The sequence below is a fragment of the Vibrio lamellibrachiae genome (assembly GCF_050337265.1).
Classification (GTDB): Bacteria; Pseudomonadota; Gammaproteobacteria; order Enterobacterales; family Vibrionaceae; genus Vibrio; species Vibrio kyushuensis.
The window spans coordinates 811,018-833,005 of the sequence record NZ_JAKJSU010000004.1 but is presented as its reverse complement, the minus strand read 5'-3'; the positions used below and the strand labels follow the sequence as shown (position 1 = coordinate 833,005).

The following is a 21,988-nucleotide window of genomic DNA, read 5'->3' as shown; positions in this document are numbered from 1 at the left end:
TGATGTCAGCCATGTACTCAAACTTATTACAACCACTTGATCTGGGATTTACTCAATTGAGAAATCGCGTTTTGATGGGATCAATGCACACTGGGTTAGAAGAAGACAAACAAGGTCTGCATAGGCTTGCTGCTTTTTATGAAGAGCGTGCGAAGGGCGGTGTTGGGCTGATTGTAACTGGAGGCTTTTCGCCGAATCTACGTGGCCGATTGACGCCTTTCAGTGCTGAATTTAGTAAGCCTAAACATGCTCAATCGCATAAAGTTGTAACCGAAGCTGTACACAAGCATGGCGGTAAAATCGCACTGCAACTGCTTCATGCTGGGCGCTATGCCATGCACCCGTTTGCTCAAAGTGCATCTGGAATGAAAGCCCCGATTGCGAAGTTCACTCCAAGTGAAATGAGCCCAAGGCAGATTAACAAAACCATTGATGCCTTTGCTAACAGCGCTGAACTGGCGCAACTTGCAGGCTATGACGGCATTGAGATCATGGGTTCTGAAGGTTATCTCATCAACCAATTCATCTGTAAACGCACCAATATGCGTTACGACGAGTGGGGTGGTAGCTATGAAAAGCGTATGCGCTTTCCTTTAGAAATTGTCCGTAAAGTTCGTAAAGCGGTTGGTGACGATTTCATTATTATCTTTAGGCTGTCGATGCTCGATTTGGTTGAGCAGGGCAGTACGTTTGAAGACGTGGTGTTACTCGCGCAAAAACTAGAAGAAGCGGGCGTTACTATTATAAATACGGGTATCGGCTGGCATGAGGCGCGAGTCCCGACTATCGCAACACAAGTACCTCGTGGCGCATTCACTTGGGTAACAGAGAAAGTAAAACCCTACGTAAATATCCCAGTCGTTACCTGTAATAGAATTAATACCCCAGAGGAAGCGGAGAAAATCTTAAGCTCTGGTCAGGCCGATATGGTTTCTATGGCAAGACCGTTTCTCGCAGACCCTGAATTTGTGGTCAAAGCAGAGAAAGACCAAGCCCAGTTCATTAACACCTGTATTGGTTGTAACCAAGCGTGCCTCGACAACGTATTTAAAGGTAAGCGTGCAAGTTGTTTAGTGAACCCTCGTGCTTGTTATGAAACTGAAATCGTTGTTCAGCCTGCGACTAATAAGAAGAAAATTGCTGTAGTCGGCGCTGGGCCTGCTGGACTTTCATGCGCGACGACCTTAGCGCAGCGTGGACATGATGTGGATCTGATTGAGAAAAATGACCGTATCGGTGGCCAATTCCGGCTTGCAATGCAAATCCCAGGAAAAGAAGAGTTTAGAGAGACGATTCGATATTTCGCCAATCAGATTGATGCAACAGGCGTTAATTTAATGCTAGATACTGAAGCGTCATTTGAGTGCTTAAAGGAGTACGATGAGGTTGTCATGGCCTCAGGTGTCGAACCAAGAAAAGTGAAAATTTCTGGTATTGATGACACGGATAAAGTGATTGATTATCAAACGCTGATTCGTGAGAAAACCCCAGTGGGTGAAAAAGTGGCGATTGTTGGTGCTGGGGGCATTGGTGTCGATATCGCAACGATGATCACTGAACCTGAAGACAATACTCTTGATGACTGGCTTCATGAATGGGGTATTGATAAAGAGATCGGTCATTCTGGTGGGCTGTACCCTTATCCGCCTTCAGTGAGCGATAAAACCGTTTGGGTTCTGCAAAGACGCCAAGGACGTGTTGGTAAAGGCCCAGGGAAAACAACGGGCTGGATTCATAAGCGAACGCTTGAGAAGCGAGGTGTGAATCTATTTGGTGGTGTTGAATATAAGAAAATTGACGGCGAAGGTTTACATATCGTGATGAAAGATAAGCCTCAACTGTTAGATGCTGACAAAATCGTAATTTGTGCAGGGCAGGAATCGGTTCGTCCGTTTGAAGATAAATGGTCACAGCTCGGAGAGAAACTGCATGTCATTGGCGGCGCAGACCATGCTGGTGAACTTGATGCAGTACGAGCGATTAAGCAAGGCGTTGAATTGGCGATACGCTTGTAATTCAATATCGCATATTTATCGCTACGTCTGAGATTGAAGACTAAAATGGCGCATTGATTGAGAGACAATCGATGCGCCATTTTTACATCTACGTTAAGCTTAAATTTTAAAGAATGACGGTTTTGTTTCCGTAAACAAAGACATGGTCGTTCAATACTTTGTTGAGTGCTTTGCTTAATACGTTCTTCTCTACGTCACGACCAGCACGAGCCATATCTTGTGCGCTAAAGTTGTGATCCACAGGGATAACGTCTTGTTTAATGATAGGGCCTTCATCGAGATCGTTAGTCACAAAGTGAGCGGTTGCGCCAATGATCTTTACACCACGCTCGTAGGCTTGTTGGTAAGGTTTTGCACCAATAAATGCCGGTAAGAAACTGTGGTGGATATTGATTATTTTGTGGTTGAACTTCTCAACAAATCCTGGAGTAAGTACTCTCATGTATTTAGCCAGAACTAAGTAGTCAGCGTCATATTGCTCAATCACTTCGAGCACTTTTTCTTCATGCTCTTCTCGATTTAGCCCGACATGCGAAACAGCATGGTATGGAATGTCAAAACGCTCAGTCAGAGACTGCAAAGTATCGTAGTTCCCAACAACGGCTGCGATGTCGACATCCAAACTACCATCGTAATTCTTCATCAAAATATCACCCAAACAGTGCGACTCTTTGGTTACTAAGATGACTATGCGCTTGCGTGTTGAATTCACTAAGTTGCGCTTTGTTCCTTCAGGCAGTGCTTGGTCAAGGTCTGCTAGTAGAGTTTGGTCATTGAAATAGCCTTCAAGCTCAGTACGCATAAAGAAGTGGCCACTGGTGTTATCAACAAATTCATTGTTATGAATAATATTGAGCTGATGCTTATAACAAATATTGGTGATTTTAGATATCAGCCCAGGTGCATCTTTGCAGTGGGTTAAGAGTGTTTTTTTTTCCATTTGTGTCTTGCTTCCATGAATTATTTTTTTTGGCTTAAAACTAATTTCAGGTTCCGTGAACGGTGACGTAACCCGCAATATACCTGCTATAATTAATCTATTATCGAGCATGTTTCAACAAAAGATCGTTGCCAAAATCAAGGTTTTTTCCTTTTGTTGTGGATTCTGTCGTAAGAAGTATCAAAGGTGCTGTCATATGGATAAAGAACTACTAGCGCGAAAATTGTATGTTGAACGAGTGAATGCCCTTGTTGGCGATCATGAAATTGATGAAGCAATGTTAATTGAACTGTGGGAAAACAAAGCCTCGCCAAGCGACGCAGCGAAAGCAATACTCAGTGAAGATAACGGATTTGATGGGCCAGCGTGGCTATCACGTTATTTAAATAGAAAGTAACCAATTTCACCTCGCCTTAAACCAAACACCTCCGGTGCGGGTCATAATCTGATTCGCGCCGGCTCACTAAAGCTGACATAATCTCTCCATCTCTTTTTTCTAGTCTTTTTACATGATCTTAAAAACTTTCTCTGCCGACGGTGCTCTGGGTAAAGCTATTCCTGGTTTTCAACCAAGGCAGCCTCAACTTGATATGGCACAAGCGGTTTATGACGCCATTGATAAGCAAAGCCAACTGGTTGTGGAAGCGGGTACCGGAACCGGTAAAACCTTCGCGTATCTCGTTCCGGCGTTGATGAGTGGCAAGAAAGTGATCATCAGTACCGGTTCTAAAAACCTTCAAGAGCAGCTCTTTCACCGCGATCTCCCATTAATGGTGGATGCGCTTGGTTTTTATGGGCAAGTGGCTCTGTTAAAAGGGCGCTCAAATTATCTCTGTTTGGATAGGTTAAGCCGCCAAATGGTAGAGAGTCATACCAATACAGCAGATCCGACTTTACTGGCTCAGTTGATTAAAGTTCGTAGTTGGGTATCTCAAACTAAAAGTGGTGATCTTGGTGATTGTGATGAAATCGCAGAAGACAGCCCAGTCATTCCGACCATCACATCTACCAATGACAACTGCCTTGGCAAAGAGTGCCCAAGCTTTACCGATTGCTTTGTTTTAAAAGCGCGAAAGCGAGCCATGGATTCCGATGTGGTCGTTGTCAACCACCATCTGTTTTTAGCCGATTTAGCCATTAAAGAGACGGGCTTTGGGGAGCTTATTCCTGAAGCAGATGTATTTATCTTCGATGAGGCTCACCAACTGCCAGATATTGCGAGCCAATATTTTGGTCAGTCAGTTTCAAGCAGGCAAGTACAAGAGCTCGCTAAAGATATTGAAATCGCTTACCGAACTGAAGCGAAAGATATGCGCCAGCTGCAAAAGGTGGGCGATAGCCTCATTCAATGCGCGATGGAGCTGCGTATTATGTTGGGTGATGCCAATTTCCGCGGAAATTGGCGTGAAGCGGTGAGCTCTCCAGTGGTTGCGCGAGAGTTACGTCGACTACAGGATGCGCTTGATTTTGCAATAGAAGTGCTCAAACTTGCTCTAGGAAGAAGCCAATTGTTGGATACCGCTTTTGAACGAGCGAATACAATCAAAGCCAGAATTGAGCGGGTATGTGATGTGTCTATCACTGGGTATTCCTATTGGTTTGATACCACGCCTCGTCATTTTACGCTTCATATCACACCGCTTTCGGTTGCTGATAAGTTCCATGAGCAGATTGAACTTAAACAAGGCTCATGGATTTTCACCTCTGCAACGCTTGCTGTGAATGAGGACTTTGGTCACTTTACTGCTCGTTTAGGTTTGCAGCCAAAACAAAAGCTCGCCTTGCCCAGTCCGTTTGATTACCAAACCCAAGCAAGGCTTTGTGTACCTCGCTATTTACCAGAACCAAACAGTCCGGGGATGGCAGATAAACTGGTTGAAATGCTTGGCCCCGTGATTGAAACAAACGGAGGACGCTGCTTCTTCTTATGTACATCTCACAGCATGATGCGAGAGTTAGGATCGCGATTTAGAGAAATATTGTCTGTACCTGTCCTGCTTCAAGGTGAAACCAGTAAACAGAAAACACTGGCGGAATTTATGGAGCTTGGGAATGCGTTACTGGTTGCCACAGGGGCATTCTGGGAAGGGATAGATGTTAGAGGTGACGTATTAAGCTGTGTTATCATCGATAAATTGCCGTTTACCGCACCTGATGACCCATTATTGAAGGCTCGAATCGAAGATTGCCGATTAAAAGGCGGTGATCCTTTTGCTCAAGTTCAACTGCCCGATGCTGTTATTACGTTGAAGCAAGGGGTAGGTCGATTGATTCGAGATAACAGCGATCATGGGGCATTGATCATTTGCGATAATCGCTTAGTGACCAAAGATTATGGGCGACTGTTTTTAGCCAGTTTGCCACCCATTCCGAGAACTCGGGATTTAGATAGTGTTCAAGCGTTTCTCAAACAGCTTGATCAATAAAAGTTAATCAGATTAATTAAAAAGATAGAGTTATCAATGACTGTAAAAATTCTTGCTTTAGATACCTCAACAGAGAACTGTTCTGTTGCCCTGACTGTTGGCGAACAAATATTCGCACGAAGTGAAGTGGCACCGCGTGACCATACCAAGAAAATTTTACCTATGGTTGATGAGGTATTAAAAGAAGCAGGCTTATCGCTCGCTGACGTCGATGCATTGGCGTTTGGGCGTGGACCGGGTAGCTTTACGGGTGTTCGTATTGGCATTGGTATTGCACAAGGTTTAGGGTTTGGTGCAGATCTACCAATGATTGGCGTTTCAACATTGGCGGCAATGGCGGAAGGTAGTTACCGTAAGCTAGGTCATACCAAGGTTGCGTGTGCGATTGATGCACGAATGAGTGAGGTTTATTGGGGACGTTATAGTCGTCAAGAAAACGGCACTTGGATTGAGCTTGATGCTGAGTGTGTTATTCCACCAAGTGAGCTAGTGCAACAAATTGAAAAAGATGATTCGGTTTGGTACACAGCAGGCACCGGTTGGGCTGCTTACGAAGAAGCGTTAACCGCGTTACCTTTAGAACGTGTAGAAATAGCGAGTGATGAAGGCACGGTTCTCTATCCAGAAGCGATTGATATTGCCTATTTAGCACAGTTCGAATGGGCTAATGGTAATACGGTAAATGCAGAGCACGCGAGCCCTGTTTATCTGCGTGATAAGGTCACGTGGAAAAAACTACCAGGAAGAGAATAAACAACGAAGCCTGTTACTAACAGTTATGAGTGAAATAAGGCTAGTTCGCTAGCCTTTCATTAAGGAAGAGTATGGTCTCAATCAATGGCTTACCTCCTTCGATAGTCCCGGCGGCCTCTAGTAAGACAAAGGCGACTAAGACTAGCAAGGCGAGTAAAAATAGTGAGGTAAAAAAAGGGCAAACTACGACATCAGTTGGTCAAACGACCCAAGTCGCGGATGCTGTTTCCAATTCTATTCGTCATGTTAACGAGTCCGATATTCATCGAGCGCAAGTCCAATATGACCTTCCTGAAGGGCAAGGCCGAAAAGCGATGCAAGAGTACCTTTCTGTCATGACTCAATCAAAACGTGATGAACTTGCCAAACTACTCGGTGTCGATATCTACATCTAACTCTTTTTTTTGCTAATTATCTTGAGTTAAAATGGGTTATGCCAAACTCAAATTAGTGACATTCTTTGTATCCTCACAAACAAAAGAGCGCAATATGAATACCTCTCTATTTAGAGCAGCTTTGATTTCCACGATCTTACTGTTTATCAGTGCCTGTTCAACGCTTCCTGAATCACTAAGCTCTTCAGATGAGGCGTTAGTGTCTGACTACGAAACATGGGTTAATGTCGATCCTGTCACAACACCTCAAGTACGTCTCGGCGGTGTGATTGCCAGCGTAACCAACCTAGCAGATAAAACGCGTATTGAAGTGGTGAATTTGCCAATCAGCTCATCAGGCAAGCCCGATATTAATCAGCAGCCCAATGGGCGATTTGTTGGCTATGTCGACGGTTTCTTAGAACCTTTGGCCTATGGAAAAGGTCAGTTGATTAGTGTTCTTGGTCAAAGTAAAGGAACTGAGAAGATTATGGTTGGTGAATCAGAGCAAGTTGTGCCAACTATGAAGGTAAGCGGTCACCATCTGTGGAAGATTCAAGAGCGTGTGCAAATCAATGACGTCAGAATTTATCCATACCCTTGTCGAAGCTTACATTGTCGTCAATCCTACTTTGGGCCTACCGATGGTCGAGTGATCCAAGAAGTTAAATAATGCGAAATAATAGAATATCTATTGCCAGTGGTGATATCGCGACTTTAGAGTTAGGGAACGCAGACACGGCCCATACCACGATGGTCTTTTTGCATGGCTGGCTAGACAATGCCGCTAGCTTTCACTCAATCCTTCCTAAACTGTCTCAGCTTGATGAGAATTTGCATCTTTGTGCGATCGATCTGCCGGGTCATGGCTTGTCTAGTTACAAAGGAACTGACTCATTTTATCCTTTTCATGACTATATTGACGATCTTCACCAGATTTTGTCTACTTTATCACCGAACAGATTGATATTGGTGGGACATTCACTTGGTGCATTAATCGCAAGTTGCTATAGTGCCGCGTTTCCTGAGCAAGTCGCAGGATTAGTGCAAATAGAAGGCTTTGGTCCATTAGCTGAATCGACCGAAAATAGCATCGATAGATTACGAAACGGAGTGCTTAGTCGGCAACGAACTAGGCGTAAGCCAATTCGAGATTTAGGCAGTATTGAAGAGATGGCAAAGCGTCGAGCAACCATAAACCATCTAGACGTTCATTTAATACAGCCCGTGGTTGAGCGTGGCATGGTGAACCTAAATGGTATTTGGCAATGGCGGCATGATAGTCACCTTCAAAGTGACTCGTTATATCGCATGTCTTTTGAACACGCAGAAGAAGTCATCAAAAGCATTCAATGCCCTCAACTGGTCATCTTAGGTGATAAGGGGTATGAGCGCTTAAAGTACTCATTACACAGACCTAATAAAGGGTGTGATGTAGTGACAATTAGTGGCGGTCATCACTGTCATCTTCAACACCCTTCTACCGTAACTGATCTGATCTTTGGCGCGCTTAACAAAATTTAAACAAGTGTTTGAGTCTTTCGTGCTCATACGCTTTGGCTGTGCTGTAATAGACGAATAATAATAATGGTCGAACCAGCCTGCCAATAACAAGGAGTAATACCGTGGAAAACCCTTGGCTCTCACGCTACCCAGAAGATGTACCTGAAACTATCAACCCAGATCAATACTTATCGTTGGTTGAAATGTTTGAACAATCGGTACAAAAATTTGCCGATCAGCCTGCGTTTATGAACATGGGCTCTGTCATGACATATCGCAAATTGGAAGAGCGTAGTCGTGCTTTTTCTGCATACTTACAAAACGAATTAAAGTTGAAGAAAGGCGATCGTGTTGCGTTAATGATGCCAAATTTACTTCAATATCCAGTGGCGCTATTTGGCGTGCTTCGAGCAGGTATGATTGCGGTGAATGTAAACCCGCTGTACACCCCGCGTGAGCTTGAACATCAATTAAACGATGCCGATGCAAAAGCCATTGTTATCGTTTCTAATTTTGCTAACACATTAGAGCAGATTGTCGACAAGACACCGGTTAAACACGTTGTTCTCACTAGCCTTGGGCAAATGCTCCCAAGAGCAAAAGGAACAATCGTCGATTTTGTCGTGAAGTACGTAAAAGGCATGGTGCCTAAGTACAATTTGCCGGGTGCGATTTCTATGCGTCAGGCACTCCACAAAGGACGTCGACTTCAATATGTAAAACCGCATATGTCAGGTGATGATATTGCATTTTTACAATACACAGGCGGTACTACCGGTGTTGCGAAAGGCGCTATTCTTACTCACCGCAATATGATTGCGAATGTGATGCAAGCAAAAGGCGCTTACGGTCCAGTATTAACCGATGGGCGCGAGCTTGTTGTAACGGCACTGCCGCTTTATCACATCTTTGCGTTAACGGTGAACTGCTTGCTGTTCTTAGAAATTGGCGGCAGCAACTTATTGATCACTAACCCAAGAGATATTCCGGGCTTTATTAAAGAGCTACAGAAATACAAGTTCACGGCTATTACTGGGGTGAATACGCTCTTCAATGCACTAGTGAATAACGAAGACTTTAATGAGCTTGATTTCAGTAACTTGCGTTTATCTGTCGGCGGTGGCATGGCGGTTCAACGAGTCGTTGCTGAAAAATGGAATAAAATTTCAGGTTGTTACTTACTTGAAGGTTATGGTTTAACTGAGTGTGCCCCACTGGTTTCGGCGTACCCTTACGACCTTGTTGAATATAACGGTTCGATTGGCTTACCTGTACCATCAACGGAAGTTCGAATTGTTGATGATGAAGGTAACCCAGTAGCAAATTCAGAGGTCGGTGAATTGCAAGTTCGTGGCCCGCAGGTGATGCAAGGTTACTGGCAGCGTCCTGAAGCAACCAAAGACGTGATAAATGCGGAAGGTTGGCTATCTACGGGTGATATCGTTAAGTTTGATGATGAAGGCTTCTTACATATTGTTGATCGTAAAAAAGACATGATTTTGGTGTCTGGTTTCAACGTTTACCCGAATGAGATTGAAGATGTGATCGCATCGCACGGCAAGGTATTAGAAGTTGCTGCGATTGGTCAAGCTCATGAAGTGTCAGGTGAAGTAGTGAAAATCTATGTTGTTAAGCGTGATCCGAGCTTAACTAAAGAAGAAGTCATTGCTCATTGCCGCGAACAACTAACGGGTTATAAGGTTCCAAAACTGGTTGAGTTTAAAGAAGAGCTGCCGAAAACTAACGTAGGTAAAATTCTTCGTCGCGTTCTTCGAGAAGAGAATGACGCTCAAGTCGCGCAGCGAGAAAGTGCGTAAGCTTTTGCCATCTTGATGAATGCAAATTAACAATGCAGAAACTCAATAGCAATTAGTGCTAGAATGCCGACATAAACGTCGGCATTTTATTGTCTATCTTAAAGGTCAACTGACCGTAAAAATCAATAGCGAGCACTTTGTGAACTATCAAATCATTACCCAAGCGTCCGATTTAGAACGCGTCTGTCACCAAGCTAAGCAGTCTGATGTTGTGATGCTTGATACAGAGTTCGTGCGAGTTCGCACCTTCTATCCGTTACTGGGCTTGATACAGCTGTTTGATGGAGAGAACTTATCTCTTATCGATCCGACAGTGTTTGATGATATGTCACCGTTTGTTGACTTATTGCAAGATACGTCAGTATTAAAAGTTCTACATGCGTGTGGTGAAGATCTAGAAGTTTTCCAAAATGCCTTTGGTTGTACGCCGTTTCCTATGGTCGATACTCAAATCATGGCGGCCTTTTTAGGTTACGGATTATCTACCGGCTTTGCTGCGCTAGTTAATGAATATATTGGTGTTGAGTTGGATAAAAGCGAGTCTCGCACTGACTGGATGGCACGTCCTTTAAGCGTGAAGCAATTAGAGTATGCCGCTGCTGATGTATTCTATTTAATGCCGCTGTATGAAAAGCTACTTGAGAAACTACAAGAAGCAGACTGGTGGGACGCTGCGTTGCAAGAGTCAGAGCTATTGGTTAGCAAACGAATTAAAAATATTGATGCCAATAACGTTTATCGCGATATTAAAGGTGCTTGGCAATTAAAGCCAAAGCAACTGGCGATTTTAAAGCCACTGGCAACATGGCGATATAAAGAAGCGATGAAGCGTGACTTAGCCTTGAACTTTGTATTTAAGGAAACGGACTTATTGCTTGTTGCTCGTGATGCGATTAAAAGCTCGCACCATATGGAGCAAGAAGGTATTGATAGCCGAGCAGTACGCCGTCATGGAAGCCGTATCATCGCTATGATTAAGTCTGCAGAGCAAACACCTGAAGATGAGTACCCAGAAGCCATCGATCGCTTAATGGATTACCCTGGGTATAAACAGCTATTTAAACTGCTAAAAGATGAAGTGAAACATGCGTCTTCAAAGTCGGGTCTTGCTACTGAATTTCTCGCTTCTAAAAAGCAACTTAATCAGCTTTTGACGTGGGTGTGGAAAAAAGATCGAAATCCAAGTGCGTTACCTGATGTTATGCAGGGGTGGCGTTTAGAATTGATGGGTGAAAAGCTAGTTGATTTAGTGAAGTAGCTATCTCTGTCTCTGTTAAGGTTTTTTAGAGACTTAAATTGAATATCAAGAGTCAATCAGCATTGCTGTTTGGCTCTTTTTTATTTTTATACCTTCTTGCCTGCCACATATAAAAGACAAAAATTCACCGGTATATCCCCCTTCTTAATAAATATTTCTTGTCGTGATGACTAAAACTATTCGTTGTATTTAAGCTGAAATAACTCTTAAAGTTCGCGCACTTTCCGAAGGGCTGAACCGACGGGTTAATTCATCATAAAAGGATACTGCCATGCGCATTGCGGTTTTGTCACGCAACGAAAATTTGTACTCAACTCGTCGTTTGAAAGAAGCTGGCGAAGCGAGAGGTCATCAAGTCGATATCATCGATACTTTACAGTGTTACATGGATATCACTAGCAATAACCCTAAGGTTCGTTATATGGGCGAGGATCTACCTCACTATGATGCAGTTATCCCGCGAATTGGTGCTTCCATTACCTTTTACGGAACCGCAGTAGTCAGACAGTTTGAAATGATGAATGCGTTTTGCATTAATGACTCGACAGCGATTACCCGTTCGCGTGACAAGTTGTCTTCGTTACAACTGCTTTCACGAGAGGGCATCGGTCTACCAAGAACAGGCTTTGCAAGTAAGCCAGACAAGATCAAAGACGTGATCAAAAATGTTGGTGGTGCGCCGGTCGTGATCAAGCTACTCGAAGGTACTCAGGGTATCGGTGTTGTATTAGCTGAGACCAATAAGGCGGCAGAAAGCATCATCGAAGCGTTCATGGGGTTGAAGGCCAACATTTTAGTTCAAGAGTTTATTCAAGAAGCAAAAGGCGCGGATATTCGCTGTTTCGTTGTTGGTGGAAAAGTTATTGCAGCCATGAAACGTCAAGCGGGCGAAGGTGAGTTCCGCTCAAATTTACACCGTGGTGGGACTGCGCAGCTAGTGAGGCTAACAGATGAAGAAAATGCAACAGCGGTAAATGCAGCTAAAGTCATGGGACTTAATGTTTGCGGTGTCGATATTTTGCAATCGGCTCGCGGCCCTGTGGTTATGGAGGTGAACTCTTCCCCTGGCCTTGAAGGGATTGAGTTAGCCACTGGTAAAGACGTAGCTGGTTTGATTTTCGATTTCATCGAAAAGAACTCTCAAGGTATTAATAACATGGATGATATGGCTTTGGGATATGAAGATTTTGAAAGTCGTGTTTTTCATAATGACGGTGATGTCTTTAATGGCGTTAATAGCGGCAAAAAGGAGGTGGCCTAATGGCTAAGAAGTTGATGATTGCTGGTGTTGAAATTTCTCCTGGCGAGAGAAAAAAAATCGAAATACCAGTAGCTAAACTCTATACCGATGCTGAGATGAGCCTTCCTATTCAAGTTATTCGTGCAAAAAAAGAAGGACCGATTGTGTTTGTCAGTGCGGCGGTACATGGTGACGAGATCAACGGTATCGAGATTATAAGCCGATTGATACAAGAGAACCTAAAGCTGCAAATAGGAACATTAATATTGGTGCCTATGGTGAATGTTTATGGCGTGCTCAACCAAAGTCGTTATATGCCAGATCGACGAGATCTAAACCGATGTTTTCCCGGGTCTAAGACGGGATCATTAGCTGGGCGATTAGCGTATACGTTTTTAAACAGTATTGTCACTCATTGCGACTATGGAATTGATTTGCATACAGGTGCTATTCATCGCTCTAATTTACCTCAGATTAGAGCCAATTTAGATGATGCAGAGACAAAGCGTCTAGCTGAAGCATTTGCTGTGCCTGTGCTTCTTAATGCCAACATTCGTGATGGTTCGTTACGAGGGGCTGCGGTCTGCAATGACACTAGAGTCTTGCTTTATGAAGCAGGTGAAGCCCTTCGTTTTGATGAGCTGTCAATTCAAACTGGGGTGAAAGGGGTCATTCGCGTATTAAGAGCTCTTGGCATGATCCGTAAGAGAATGAGTAAAGTAAATATTGAACCGTTTGTCGCTAACCGCAGTGATTGGACTAGGGCTAATGCGAGTGGCTTTGTGAAAGAGTTTGTTGCACTAGGCTCTATGGTTGAGAAAGGGGATATTTTGGCAGATATTAATGGTCCGTTAGGCAATCATATTAGCCAAATAATATCGACACGTTCAGGGATCATTATTGGCAAACAAAATATCCCACTTGTTCAAGAAGGTGAAGCGATGTACCACATTGCGTATTTTGGGGATAGTGCTGACGATGTTTATGAGCATATTGAGATGATGCAAGATGCGATCGTAGCCATAGAGCCCGCAAGTTAGGCACTCTTGCCAACTCAATTAGTTGAGCTAAGCGATTTATTTAGAAAGATAAGACAGAGGCAATTATGCCAGATACATTTAAGAAACGAATGATTATTGGAAATCTAGAGCTGTGCTCACTGCCCGATTTAGGTATCCGTGATTTAGAGGTACGTATTGATACCGGAGCGAAAACATCGTCGCTTCATGTGGACAATATCGAACGAATTGTTAAGGGGGGCAGATTGTATGTTCAATATGATCTTCACCCTGACGCCTATCAACTTGATGAAGTGGTACGTTGTGAGTCACTCGTTTATGACTCTAGACGCATTAAATCATCGAACGGTAAAGTAGAGCAGCGTGTTGTGATAGAAACAACGTTTCAGCTAGGGAATAAGTCCTGGCCTATTCAGCTTACACTGAGTAATCGAAATGATATGACGTATATGATGCTATTAGGGCGTGAAGCGATGGGCAATAAAGTGTATGTCGACCCAAGCCACACATTTTTGGTCGGGGAATAGTCGGAAAAATAACGCTCTAATCTCATTGGGGGAAAGAATGGAGCGTTATCAGTTTGAATGCGTGGAGCGCATCAAGTCAAAGATTGTTTATTTCATTACGCCACCTCGGTTACTTCGTCATCATTGGTCTCAAAATCGAACTCTGGCAGCGAAACATGAAACTTTGTCCGGCTATTTAGTGTGTGAAATGACTTTCGACCACGAGCTAGGTGGGTATATTTAACCCATGTATGCTCCAGTTTGGTTTTTGCTTTCATTGGGTGTTTTATGACTTTTAGAAAGTGTTTTTCCTCCGAGTTATCTGGTGTGATATCACCTATTTCCAATGCAAGCATTGTTTCTCCAAATGTCATTAAGATCTCACTCTCTAGGAGTGTGAAATCACCCGATTTAGCAAACCCGTGCGGAAATTTCACCATATCGTAGTAGCGTTTTTTGCCGTGGCGAAACTGAGTATCAAACATGCTAACCTCAAAAGAAGCAGAATAAATATTGAATGGAAAACCAACCGATGTGGCGCCGCTAGAGCTATTAACTCTCTGGGACAAGAATAGGACACAGACGCTTGTCATAAAAACGAATAATTTTTATCGCAATGACAAAACATTTTTTGTTATTGATCAGTGTGTTGATATTGCTTAGCTAGTGACACCATAATATAACGGGGATTAATTACTAAACTCTCTGTTTCTAAACTCTTTGTTTCTAAACTCCTTATTTCTAAATAAGTAAACGTTGCACCGGAATGGGCGTAAATAATGGACATAAAAGTATTTCAGACATTTTTAGAAGTCGCTAAAGAGAAGCACTTTGGAAGGGCTTCAGAAAACCTCTATATTACTCAAGCGGCGGTGAGTGCTCGCATCAAACAACTAGAAGAGTACTTTGATGTGCAGTTGTTCATTCGTCACCGTAACAATATTCAGCTGACATCTGCCGGACAGCGTCTATTGAGTTATGCGGAAACGATGGTATCTACACTAAAGCAAGCGAGGTTTGAGTTATCTCTAGAGAGCAATAAAGTGATGCAGTTGACCATCGGCGGTACACCGAATATTTGGGATGCATATTTACAAAACTGTTTGAGTGTCGTGACTGGTGCTTTGCACGGGTACGGATTTATGGCTGAATCGCAAGGCCGTGAACAGCTGCATCGCAATTTACTTGACCATTCACTTGATATTGCTTTCTCATTTGATCCATTCAAGCTTGATGAGTTTATTAGTGAGCAAATAGCCGATTTGACCCTTGTATTAGTATCGACTGAGCCAGTATCGGTTGAAACTGCTTTTGATAGTAAATATGTATATATCGATTGGGGGACGCTCTTTACTTTTGAACATGCAGATCGGCACCCGAATATACCGGCACCGTATTTAAGAACATCGACAGGTCGTATAGCGTTAGACTTTATTTTGGAGAAGGGTGGCTGTGCGTATTTACCATACTCTCTGGCAGAGCCATTTATTGAGGCTGAACAGCTGTATAAAGTGGATGGTGCGGAGCCGTGGTCAAGGGCTATATATATTAGCTACCGAAAAAATAGTCATGCGACAAACTCGATTGAAAAGGTTAAGTCATTGGTGGGAACCATCGAGCCAGCAGGATCATACTTAGTTCAACAGGTGAGTGAAGGAATGGATTAAAGCAGAATCAACATGGTATAGCTTCCTTTATACAACGACACTAAATACAACAAAGCCTCCCACGTTACTAATCTAGGTTAATAACGTGGGAGGCTTTTTGAGTATTTAATACTTAGCTCCAGCTACGTGAAATCGCCAAGTAATAAACGGCTATTTCTCTTCGTCTGGCAGAGTGACATTCAGTTCTAGAACAGAGATATCATCATCTTTATGCTCAAAGCTAAGATCAACCATTGATGGGTCAACTTCTACGTACTTTGCAATGACCTTCAAGATGTCTTCTTTTAACTGTGGCAAATAAGAAGGCGCAGGGTCATTATGGCTACGTCTTTCTGCAACGATGATCTGTAAGCGTTCTTTCGCTAGGTTTGCAGAGTTTTTTTTCTGTGGGCGGAAAAATTCAATTAATGACATAGTGTTAACCTCCGAATAATCGCTTAAAGATTCCTTTCTTTTGCTCGACTAAAAAGCGGAAGTCCACTTTTTCACCGAGTAAGCGCTCTACCGTATCATTGTAGGCACAACCCGCATCTGACTCATCATCAAAGATAACTGGAACACCTTTGTTCGATGCGTTCAATACTGCTTGGCTTTCTGGGATAACACCTAGAAGTGGGATGTGCAGGATCTCTTCTACGTCTTCCACACTTAGCATTTCACCCTGAGTTACACGAGCAGGATTGTAGCGTGTTAATAATAGGTGCTGCTTAACAGGAGGCAGGTTTTCTTCTGCACGTCGAGACTTAGAGTCTAAAATGCCAAGAATACGGTCTGAATCACGAACAGATGAGACTTCTGGGTTGGTGGTAACAATCGCTTCATCAGCGAAGTACAACGCCATTAGCGCACCTTGCTCGATACCCGCAGGAGAATCACAGATGATGAAATCAAAACCCATTTCATCTAGGTCATCAAAAACTCGACGTACGCCATCTTTTGTTAGCGCGTCTTTATCACGTGTTTGAGAAGCCGGTAAGATGAATAGGTTCTCTGTACGCTTATCTTTAATCAGTGCTTGGTTTAATGTGGCTTCACCATTGATCACGTTTACAAAGTCGTAAACGACGCGGCGTTCACAGCCCATAATAAGATCGAGGTTTCTCAAGCCAATATCGAAGTCGATAACAGCGGTCTTTTGTCCTTTGAGTGCCAGTCCTGATGCGATGGCTGCGCTTGAGGTTGTTTTACCAACGCCGCCTTTACCTGACGTGACTACAATAATTCGAGCCATGGTTATTCCTTATTATTTATATAGTTAGAGTTTCAAGCTTTAAAGAATCATCATCCATGCTTATCATGACTTTCTTTTGCCAAAACGTCTCTTCAATTTTATCGCTTAACCAGTAATTCCCAGAGATAGAAATAAGCTCTGCTTGTAAGTCGTTACAGAAAATACTGGCTTGTTTTTGACCACTAGCGCCCGCTATTGCACGGCCTCTTAGTGTGCCATGAATATGGATAGAACCATCGGCAATGACTTCTGCGCCCGCACTTACATGGTTTAGTATCACCAGATCACCGTCTTTGGCATAGACTTGCTGCCCAGAACGAACTGGCGTGCGAATAACTTTGGTTGGTGCCATTTCGGCAGGGGCTTGCTTGCGTGTGTTGGTTGCAGACATAACGGCAAAACCGGCTTCAGATGCTAGGTTTTGAAGGCGCTTATCTTTACACCCTGTAATTCCAACTGGAATCATACCAATCTGCTCAATACCATTTTTTAGTGTCGCAAAGTCAATGTCGCCTTCAACTTTAGCTACATTAATGACAACTGGAGCAGAGGTAAAAAACGCAGGTGCTTGCGCAACTTTTTCTTTAAGAAATGTAACAGATTTGGTGACTTCACTATCAGAAAGGTGTAACACTGACAAAGTGAAGCTGCTGCCTTTTAAGTCGGGAGTATTTGACATTTTATTTGCGGCCTTTACTGCAAGGGCGTTGCCGGAAGCTAGGGATATCATGTTATATTCCATAACTAGCAACGGCAAGCGCTGTAGCTGTTAATTTTCAAAACTTTAACGTTATTTTTCTGAATGACTCAACATTTAATCAAAAGGCGACTTATGCTTTGTTCTATATATAAAAGTTCTAAGAAAGAAGGGACTTACCTGTACATTCCGAAGAAGGACGATTTTTCACAAGTTCCTGACACCTTGATGCAAATGTTCGGTAAACCTATATTCGTGATGGTGATTAAATTAGATAAACATAATCTTGCTCAGGTGAATAAAGAAGTTGTGATTCAATCTTTGGCTGATGAAGGATTTTTCTTACAGTTACCGCCACGACAAGAGAACTTGTTAGAAGAGTATAAAGAACGAAAAGCTCAACAAAAATAGTCGAGATAATTGCTCAAGGAGGGCAGTTTGAAAAAATTTCTGTCAGTAATATTAGGTTTAGGTCTGTCTTGTTCAGCGTTTGCAAATGAGGCGAGCTTTGAAGAATACGTCGAAGGATTAAAGAAACAAGCGGTCGAGCAGGGGGTTTCTCAAGCAATAGTTGATCAAGCTTTTGAAAACGTCACCTACAGACCAAGAGCCGTCAGTTCGGACAGAAACCAGCCAGAGAAAAAACTCACGTTGGATGAGTATATTCCCCGTGCAGTTCCTGACTGGAAAGTGAAACAGGCTAAAGACTTATACAACAAGCATTATGCAGAGTTGAAACGCATTAGTGATGAGTATGGCGTACAACCTCAATACATTGTTGCTTTGTGGGGGGTCGAAAGTAATTTCGGTGCTTTAACAGGTGGCTATAGTGTGATTGATGCATTATCAACGCTTGCATATGAAGGGCGCCGAGAAGAGTTCTTCCGTAAAGAAGCGATGGCCGCATTAACTATATTAGATGCAGGGCACATTACAGCGGATGCAATGAAAGGCTCTTGGGCTGGAGCGATGGGGCAGCCTCAATTTATGCCGAGTTCATTTTTAGCATACGCTGCTGACGGTAATGGCGATGGTAAAAAAGATATCTGGAACACTAAAGCGGATGTTTTCGCTTCAGCTGCTAACTACTTGAGCCAATCTGGTTGGGACGATACCTATACTTGGGGACGTCAAGTTCAGGTGCCTGAATCGGTGGATGTTGAAATGCAAGGCCGCGATGCGGAGAAGGGCAAATACCTTCAGCAATGGGGTGAGCTTGGAATTACCCGCTATGATGGTCGCCCATTACCAAAGCTTGATGAAGATATCAAAGCATGGCTCATCATGCCTGATGATCACCATGGCAGAACCTACCTTGTTTACAACAATTATAATGTGTTAATGAAGTGGAATCGCTCGTACTACTTTGCATTGGCTGTGAGTCATTTAGCTGATCGCATTAAGTATTAAGCGAACTTTCCGATGCACGACATAGACAAATACTAAAAAGGCTCCTGTTCTAGGAGCCTTTTTATTTAATCAGGAATTGAATCTATTTCTTAGTATGGAACTGCTCACACGCCATCATGGTATTCTCAATTAGGCTAGCTACAGTCATTGGGCCCACACCGCCAGGAACTGGAGTAATGAAGCTGGCTTTTTCTTTGGCGACATCGTATTCAACATCGCCAACGAGTTTTCCAGACTCTAAACGGTTGATACCCACATCGACCACGATAGCGCCTTCTTTAATCCACGCTCCAGGAATGAAGTTTGGTTTACCTACCGCAACAACCACAATGTCAGCTTGGCGTACGTGACCTTCAAGATCTTTGGTAAAGCGGTGACACGTTGTTGTGGTACAAGCCGCTAATAGAAGCTCAAGTGTCATTGGGCGACCAACAATATTTGAAGCACCAACAACAACAGCGTGTTTGCCACGAAGATCGATATTGTAGCGATCGAGCAACGTGATTATGCCCTTAGGCGTGCAAGAACGTAACTTTGGCATACGCTGAGCAAGTCGGCCTACATTATATGGGTGGAAACCATCAACGTCTTTTTCTGGGATGATACTCTCTAGCACGTGAGTAGTATCAATACCTGCTGGAAGAGGAAGCTGAACGAGGATACCGTCAATCTCAGGGTCTTCATTAAGCTTGCCTACAAGCTCAAGCAGTTCACTTTCTGAAGCAGTAGCAGGTAAGTCGAAAGATTTAGACACAAAGCCGACTTCTTCACATGCACGACGTTTACTTCCAACATACACATGAGAGGCAGGATCTTCACCAACGAGTACTACAGCGAGCCCTGGAGCTCTTAAACCAGCGTTAACTCTTGCTTTGACTCGAGCAGCAACTTCAGAGCGTACGGTTTGAGAAATAAGTGTGCCGTCTATATTTTGAGCAGTCATGACGTTCCTTGATTAGGATGGTTAATACTTATAAAACTATTGTCGCAGAATTTGTTAACAAACTCCATAAGCAAACGTTTGCGTCGGCGTTGAATTGTAGGAATAATAGTCGCATGACTCTTTTTTAGGCACTTGAACAACAAAGTAAGATAAACCCGTTGCTTTACTCAATCCAATTCGTATAATCCTTTCCTGTAGCGCGCCCTTAGCTCAGCTGGATAGAGCACGTCCCTTCTAAGGATGTGGTCAGAGGTTCGAATCCTCTAGGGCGTGCCATATTCGATAAGGCGCTAGCAGTTAGTAACTGCTAGCGCCTTTTTCATTTCTGGCGTTTATAGTCAAGTAACTAGTCAAGTAACGATGAACCTATAACGAACGTTACGAACCATGATGAAACAGATAGTGTTACATAGAATGATCTGAAATTTATTTTAACTAAATTTAGATTATTTCGTGGTTGTCGAATCTTAAGGCTGATATCATCAATTTCGATTACACTTTAAAAATCTTACACTGCCTTTCTTTTAAAAAACGACATTTAAAGCTAGATATATTTTCGTGCCAGGACTGGTAGGCTGCTTTGTTGTGTTTGTCCAGTTTTTCAATCTAAAAATTGTGGGTAATACTAAGATATTTGACTACGTACTGACTAGGACTGCCTTTGAATGATTGTTTTTTGTGCGATAAAATAGCACCAAAGACAAACATAGCCAGTTTAGGGGTTAGAGCCATCCTGGAGCTAATTACTGTAGGTTATGAGAGGTACATTATGCATGATCAATTTACTTACTATTAATGATGTAATTGACGCTTTAGGCATCAGTCGAACAACCTTTTGGCGCCTTCGCCAAGACAAGGCATTTCCAAGGCCGGTTTTTGTCTCGCCACGCTGTCCGCGTTGGATTGAACACGAACTCCTACACTTTGTTCAAAATAATAAGTTAAACGCGTGAAAACGCTGCATAAATCAAGTTGGCCGCGAGGCTAACTTGAGCATTAGAAGATGACACCTCAGATTCAACTTACTATTTTATGATGTTGTAAACCTATAGATATTTGTGACTTAGTAATGGATCGGCAGGTACATATTCGGTAAGAGAAGTTGTCTATGCTAGCCAGGGGGGCATACAAAAGCTGACAGTATAGATTGAACACTTTGGTAATACCTTTTATAAGACGCTGGTTGTCACACTAAGTCTGACGTTAGTTAGAGGAAGATATCTCCCTCAACTGACTAGATTCAAGTTGGGGTGAATCTATTTGTAACAAATTGCACAGGCGCCACCGCCTTCTTCACGGTCATACATCGCATCCATATCTAAAGTATCAATCAGCATGTTTTCATTGACTATTGCATGCATACCTAAGCGACTTTTACGTTCGCGAGCTTTTTTCTTCTCGAAGCGCTTTTGGACTTTTTCATGGTTAGCTTTTATTTGGGCGATTCGCTCTGGATTTTCAAGTGACTCTAGAGGGTCATTTAGCCCCATCCAGAAGAAGGTTTCACCATTCGCACTTGTCTCTGCACGTTTTTCGTATGACTTCGCCTCTGCAAACGATTCAGGGTGACGTTCCATAAGGCGAACCCATTCTATTTTTTGTTGGAAGAAACAAAATGTGCAACCAGAGCGTGACCGCCATTCATAGTACTTTGGTAGGCCTAGTCCAGCGCTATCGAGGATATCAAGAACGCCTTGCTTCTTGATGCCCTCGTCAGCAAATGGCATTTTGATTTTCAGATACTTCTGGCTTTCATTTGGGCGATAACCTTCTAGCCTCGGTTCATCAGCGCGAATACCTACGTAAGATACGACTTCATAACCGTCATCTAAAAAGGTTTTGACCCATTTTTCAAATGGCTCAAGCTTCATTCGAACTGTACACCAGCGTTGTTGAGCGGCTGGTAAGAAATTATTGTACTGCTCAAGCCAATAGTCGAAGCCTTTTTTATCACGGATATGTAAGATTAGCTTACCTAGTACAATCTCGAGCTGCTCTAAGTAATCGTATACTTCGGGCAACTCTTTTCCGGTATCTGTAAAAAAATAGTCAATGTCTATCTCAGGATAGTTTCTTGCCATGTAGACCGCCAAGGCGGCACTATCTTTACCACCTGACAGCCCGAGAACATGTTTTACTTTACGTTGTTCATTCATGGTCAATACCTACAGCTGGACTAAATTAAGTGC

At 43.1% G+C, this 21,988-nt stretch carries 22 protein-coding genes, 1 tRNA gene and 1 pseudogene; 17 read left to right on the top strand and 7 right to left on the bottom strand.

What is annotated here, in order from left to right:
- Window positions 1-2 precede the first annotated feature (2 nt).
- Complete coding sequence (locus L4C54_RS03975) at window positions 3-2,015, top strand: 2,4-dienoyl-CoA reductase FMN-binding domain-containing protein (RefSeq protein WP_428807164.1); 2,013 nt, start codon at window positions 3-5, stop codon at window positions 2,013-2,015.
- A gap of 106 nt (window positions 2,016-2,121) precedes the next feature.
- Here the strand turns inward: L4C54_RS03975 and purU are convergent, their stop codons facing one another.
- Entirely contained in the window at window positions 2,122-2,955 is an 834-nt protein-coding gene (gene purU, locus L4C54_RS03970; RefSeq protein ID WP_428807163.1) for a formyltetrahydrofolate deformylase, read from the bottom strand.
- A gap of 196 nt (window positions 2,956-3,151) precedes the next feature.
- On the opposite strand from purU, the gene L4C54_RS03965 reads away from it, so the two are divergent.
- From L4C54_RS03965 to L4C54_RS03915, 11 genes and pseudogenes are all read left to right on the top strand, one after another.
- Window positions 3,152-3,352 (top strand): hypothetical protein, encoded by a 201-nt coding sequence (locus L4C54_RS03965; RefSeq protein WP_428801397.1) that lies wholly within the window; start codon window positions 3,152-3,154, stop codon window positions 3,350-3,352.
- 112 nt (window positions 3,353-3,464) lie between these two features.
- On the top strand, window positions 3,465-5,381 hold the full coding sequence (gene yoaA / locus L4C54_RS03960) for a DNA repair helicase YoaA (protein ID WP_428807162.1): 1,917 nt from the start codon (window positions 3,465-3,467) through the stop codon (window positions 5,379-5,381).
- Window positions 5,382-5,417: 36 nt separating this feature from the next.
- A complete protein-coding gene (gene tsaB, locus L4C54_RS03955; protein WP_428807161.1) occupies window positions 5,418-6,134 on the top strand; it encodes a tRNA (adenosine(37)-N6)-threonylcarbamoyltransferase complex dimerization subunit type 1 TsaB in 717 nt (238 codons plus the stop codon).
- A gap of 71 nt (window positions 6,135-6,205) precedes the next feature.
- Window positions 6,206-6,529: a chromosome partitioning protein ParA gene (locus L4C54_RS03950; RefSeq protein ID WP_428807160.1), complete on the top strand. Its 324-nt coding sequence runs from the start codon at window positions 6,206-6,208 to the stop codon at window positions 6,527-6,529.
- A gap of 94 nt (window positions 6,530-6,623) precedes the next feature.
- Complete coding sequence (locus tag L4C54_RS03945; protein ID WP_428807159.1) at window positions 6,624-7,181, top strand: Slp family lipoprotein; 558 nt, start codon at window positions 6,624-6,626, stop codon at window positions 7,179-7,181.
- The gene (locus L4C54_RS03940) at window positions 7,181-8,032 is read left to right on the top strand and encodes an alpha/beta fold hydrolase (protein ID WP_428807158.1); all 852 of its coding nucleotides are present in this window, start codon (window positions 7,181-7,183) and stop codon (window positions 8,030-8,032) included. The genes L4C54_RS03945 and L4C54_RS03940 overlap by 1 nt, the downstream gene beginning before the upstream one ends.
- Window positions 8,033-8,133: 101 nt before the next feature.
- On the top strand, window positions 8,134-9,828 hold the full coding sequence (gene fadD, locus L4C54_RS03935; RefSeq protein WP_428807157.1) for a long-chain-fatty-acid--CoA ligase FadD: 1,695 nt from the start codon (window positions 8,134-8,136) through the stop codon (window positions 9,826-9,828).
- A gap of 139 nt (window positions 9,829-9,967) precedes the next feature.
- Window positions 9,968-11,086, top strand: a complete 1,119-nt coding sequence (rnd, locus tag L4C54_RS03930; protein ID WP_428807156.1) for a ribonuclease D — start codon at window positions 9,968-9,970, stop codon at window positions 11,084-11,086.
- 271 nt (window positions 11,087-11,357) lie between these two features.
- Window positions 11,358-12,230, top strand: a pseudogene (rimK, locus tag L4C54_RS03925) (30S ribosomal protein S6--L-glutamate ligase); the annotation flags it as partial.
- A 116-nt stretch (window positions 12,231-12,346) separates the two neighbouring features.
- Entirely contained in the window at window positions 12,347-13,366 is a 1,020-nt protein-coding gene (locus L4C54_RS03920; RefSeq protein ID WP_428807155.1) for a succinylglutamate desuccinylase/aspartoacylase family protein, read from the top strand.
- A 65-nt stretch (window positions 13,367-13,431) separates the two neighbouring features.
- Complete coding sequence (locus L4C54_RS03915) at window positions 13,432-13,872, top strand: ATP-dependent zinc protease family protein (RefSeq protein WP_428807154.1); 441 nt, start codon at window positions 13,432-13,434, stop codon at window positions 13,870-13,872.
- Window positions 13,873-13,967: 95 nt separating this feature from the next.
- Here the strand turns inward: L4C54_RS03915 and L4C54_RS03910 are convergent, their stop codons facing one another.
- Complete coding sequence (locus tag L4C54_RS03910; protein WP_428807153.1) at window positions 13,968-14,336, bottom strand: MaoP family protein; 369 nt, start codon at window positions 14,334-14,336, stop codon at window positions 13,968-13,970.
- A gap of 294 nt (window positions 14,337-14,630) precedes the next feature.
- Here L4C54_RS03910 and L4C54_RS03905 point away from each other — a divergent pair, with 294 nt between their 5' ends.
- Window positions 14,631-15,518, top strand: a complete 888-nt coding sequence (locus tag L4C54_RS03905) for a LysR family transcriptional regulator (protein WP_428807152.1) — start codon at window positions 14,631-14,633, stop codon at window positions 15,516-15,518.
- 150 nt (window positions 15,519-15,668) lie between these two features.
- Here the strand turns inward: L4C54_RS03905 and minE are convergent, their stop codons facing one another.
- Genes minE through minC form a run of 3 tightly spaced genes read right to left on the bottom strand, consistent with a single transcriptional unit; the run spans window position 15,669 to window position 17,428 of the window.
- Window positions 15,669-15,932: a cell division topological specificity factor MinE gene (gene minE, locus L4C54_RS03900; RefSeq protein ID WP_428801408.1), complete on the bottom strand. Its 264-nt coding sequence runs from the start codon at window positions 15,930-15,932 to the stop codon at window positions 15,669-15,671.
- Window positions 15,933-15,936: 4 nt separating this feature from the next.
- The gene (minD, locus tag L4C54_RS03895; RefSeq protein ID WP_428801409.1) at window positions 15,937-16,749 is read right to left on the bottom strand and encodes a septum site-determining protein MinD; all 813 of its coding nucleotides are present in this window, start codon (window positions 16,747-16,749) and stop codon (window positions 15,937-15,939) included.
- A 16-nt stretch (window positions 16,750-16,765) separates the two neighbouring features.
- Window positions 16,766-17,428: a septum site-determining protein MinC gene (gene minC, locus L4C54_RS03890; protein ID WP_428801731.1), complete on the bottom strand. Its 663-nt coding sequence runs from the start codon at window positions 17,426-17,428 to the stop codon at window positions 16,766-16,768.
- Window positions 17,429-17,581: 153 nt separating this feature from the next.
- Between minC and L4C54_RS03885 the strand changes: the two genes are divergently transcribed.
- A complete protein-coding gene (locus L4C54_RS03885; protein WP_428801410.1) occupies window positions 17,582-17,857 on the top strand; it encodes a YcgL domain-containing protein in 276 nt (91 codons plus the stop codon).
- A 27-nt stretch (window positions 17,858-17,884) separates the two neighbouring features.
- Complete coding sequence (locus L4C54_RS03880; protein WP_428807151.1) at window positions 17,885-18,856, top strand: lytic murein transglycosylase; 972 nt, start codon at window positions 17,885-17,887, stop codon at window positions 18,854-18,856.
- A gap of 82 nt (window positions 18,857-18,938) precedes the next feature.
- Here L4C54_RS03880 and folD read toward each other — a convergent pair whose 3' ends face one another.
- Complete coding sequence (gene folD, locus L4C54_RS03875; RefSeq protein ID WP_428801412.1) at window positions 18,939-19,799, bottom strand: bifunctional methylenetetrahydrofolate dehydrogenase/methenyltetrahydrofolate cyclohydrolase FolD; 861 nt, start codon at window positions 19,797-19,799, stop codon at window positions 18,939-18,941.
- A 199-nt stretch (window positions 19,800-19,998) separates the two neighbouring features.
- On the opposite strand from folD, the gene L4C54_RS03870 reads away from it, so the two are divergent.
- A tRNA-Arg gene (locus L4C54_RS03870) sits at window positions 19,999-20,075 on the top strand.
- Between the two features lie 479 nt (window positions 20,076-20,554).
- The gene (locus L4C54_RS03865) at window positions 20,555-20,752 is read left to right on the top strand and encodes a helix-turn-helix transcriptional regulator (RefSeq protein WP_428807150.1); all 198 of its coding nucleotides are present in this window, start codon (window positions 20,555-20,557) and stop codon (window positions 20,750-20,752) included.
- 303 nt (window positions 20,753-21,055) lie between these two features.
- Here the strand turns inward: L4C54_RS03865 and L4C54_RS03860 are convergent, their stop codons facing one another.
- Window positions 21,056-21,955 (bottom strand): phosphoadenosine phosphosulfate reductase domain-containing protein, encoded by a 900-nt coding sequence (locus L4C54_RS03860; protein WP_428807149.1) that lies wholly within the window; start codon window positions 21,953-21,955, stop codon window positions 21,056-21,058.
- Window positions 21,956-21,988 lie beyond the last annotated feature (33 nt).

Coding starts and splice junctions, on each gene's coding strand:
- L4C54_RS03975 (WP_428807164.1), top strand. CDS start 3: ATGTCAGCCATGTACTCAAACTTATTACAACCACTTGATCTGGGATTT.
- purU (WP_428807163.1), bottom strand. CDS start 2,955: ATGGAAAAAAAAACACTCTTAACCCACTGCAAAGATGCACCTGGGCTG.
- L4C54_RS03965 (WP_428801397.1), top strand. CDS start 3,152: ATGGATAAAGAACTACTAGCGCGAAAATTGTATGTTGAACGAGTGAAT.
- yoaA (WP_428807162.1), top strand. CDS start 3,465: ATGATCTTAAAAACTTTCTCTGCCGACGGTGCTCTGGGTAAAGCTATT.
- tsaB (WP_428807161.1), top strand. CDS start 5,418: ATGACTGTAAAAATTCTTGCTTTAGATACCTCAACAGAGAACTGTTCT.
- L4C54_RS03950 (WP_428807160.1), top strand. CDS start 6,206: ATGGTCTCAATCAATGGCTTACCTCCTTCGATAGTCCCGGCGGCCTCT.
- L4C54_RS03945 (WP_428807159.1), top strand. CDS start 6,624: ATGAATACCTCTCTATTTAGAGCAGCTTTGATTTCCACGATCTTACTG.
- L4C54_RS03940 (WP_428807158.1), top strand. CDS start 7,181: ATGCGAAATAATAGAATATCTATTGCCAGTGGTGATATCGCGACTTTA.
- L4C54_RS03920 (WP_428807155.1), top strand. CDS start 12,347: ATGGCTAAGAAGTTGATGATTGCTGGTGTTGAAATTTCTCCTGGCGAG.
- L4C54_RS03915 (WP_428807154.1), top strand. CDS start 13,432: ATGCCAGATACATTTAAGAAACGAATGATTATTGGAAATCTAGAGCTG.
- L4C54_RS03910 (WP_428807153.1), bottom strand. CDS start 14,336: ATGTTTGATACTCAGTTTCGCCACGGCAAAAAACGCTACTACGATATG.
- L4C54_RS03905 (WP_428807152.1), top strand. CDS start 14,631: ATGGACATAAAAGTATTTCAGACATTTTTAGAAGTCGCTAAAGAGAAG.
- minE (WP_428801408.1), bottom strand. CDS start 15,932: ATGTCATTAATTGAATTTTTCCGCCCACAGAAAAAAAACTCTGCAAAC.
- minD (WP_428801409.1), bottom strand. CDS start 16,749: ATGGCTCGAATTATTGTAGTCACGTCAGGTAAAGGCGGCGTTGGTAAA.
- minC (WP_428801731.1), bottom strand. CDS start 17,428: ATGTCAAATACTCCCGACTTAAAAGGCAGCAGCTTCACTTTGTCAGTG.
- L4C54_RS03885 (WP_428801410.1), top strand. CDS start 17,582: ATGCTTTGTTCTATATATAAAAGTTCTAAGAAAGAAGGGACTTACCTG.
- folD (WP_428801412.1), bottom strand. CDS start 19,799: ATGACTGCTCAAAATATAGACGGCACACTTATTTCTCAAACCGTACGC.
- L4C54_RS03865 (WP_428807150.1), top strand. CDS start 20,555: ATGAGAGGTACATTATGCATGATCAATTTACTTACTATTAATGATGTA.
- L4C54_RS03860 (WP_428807149.1), bottom strand. CDS start 21,955: ATGAATGAACAACGTAAAGTAAAACATGTTCTCGGGCTGTCAGGTGGT.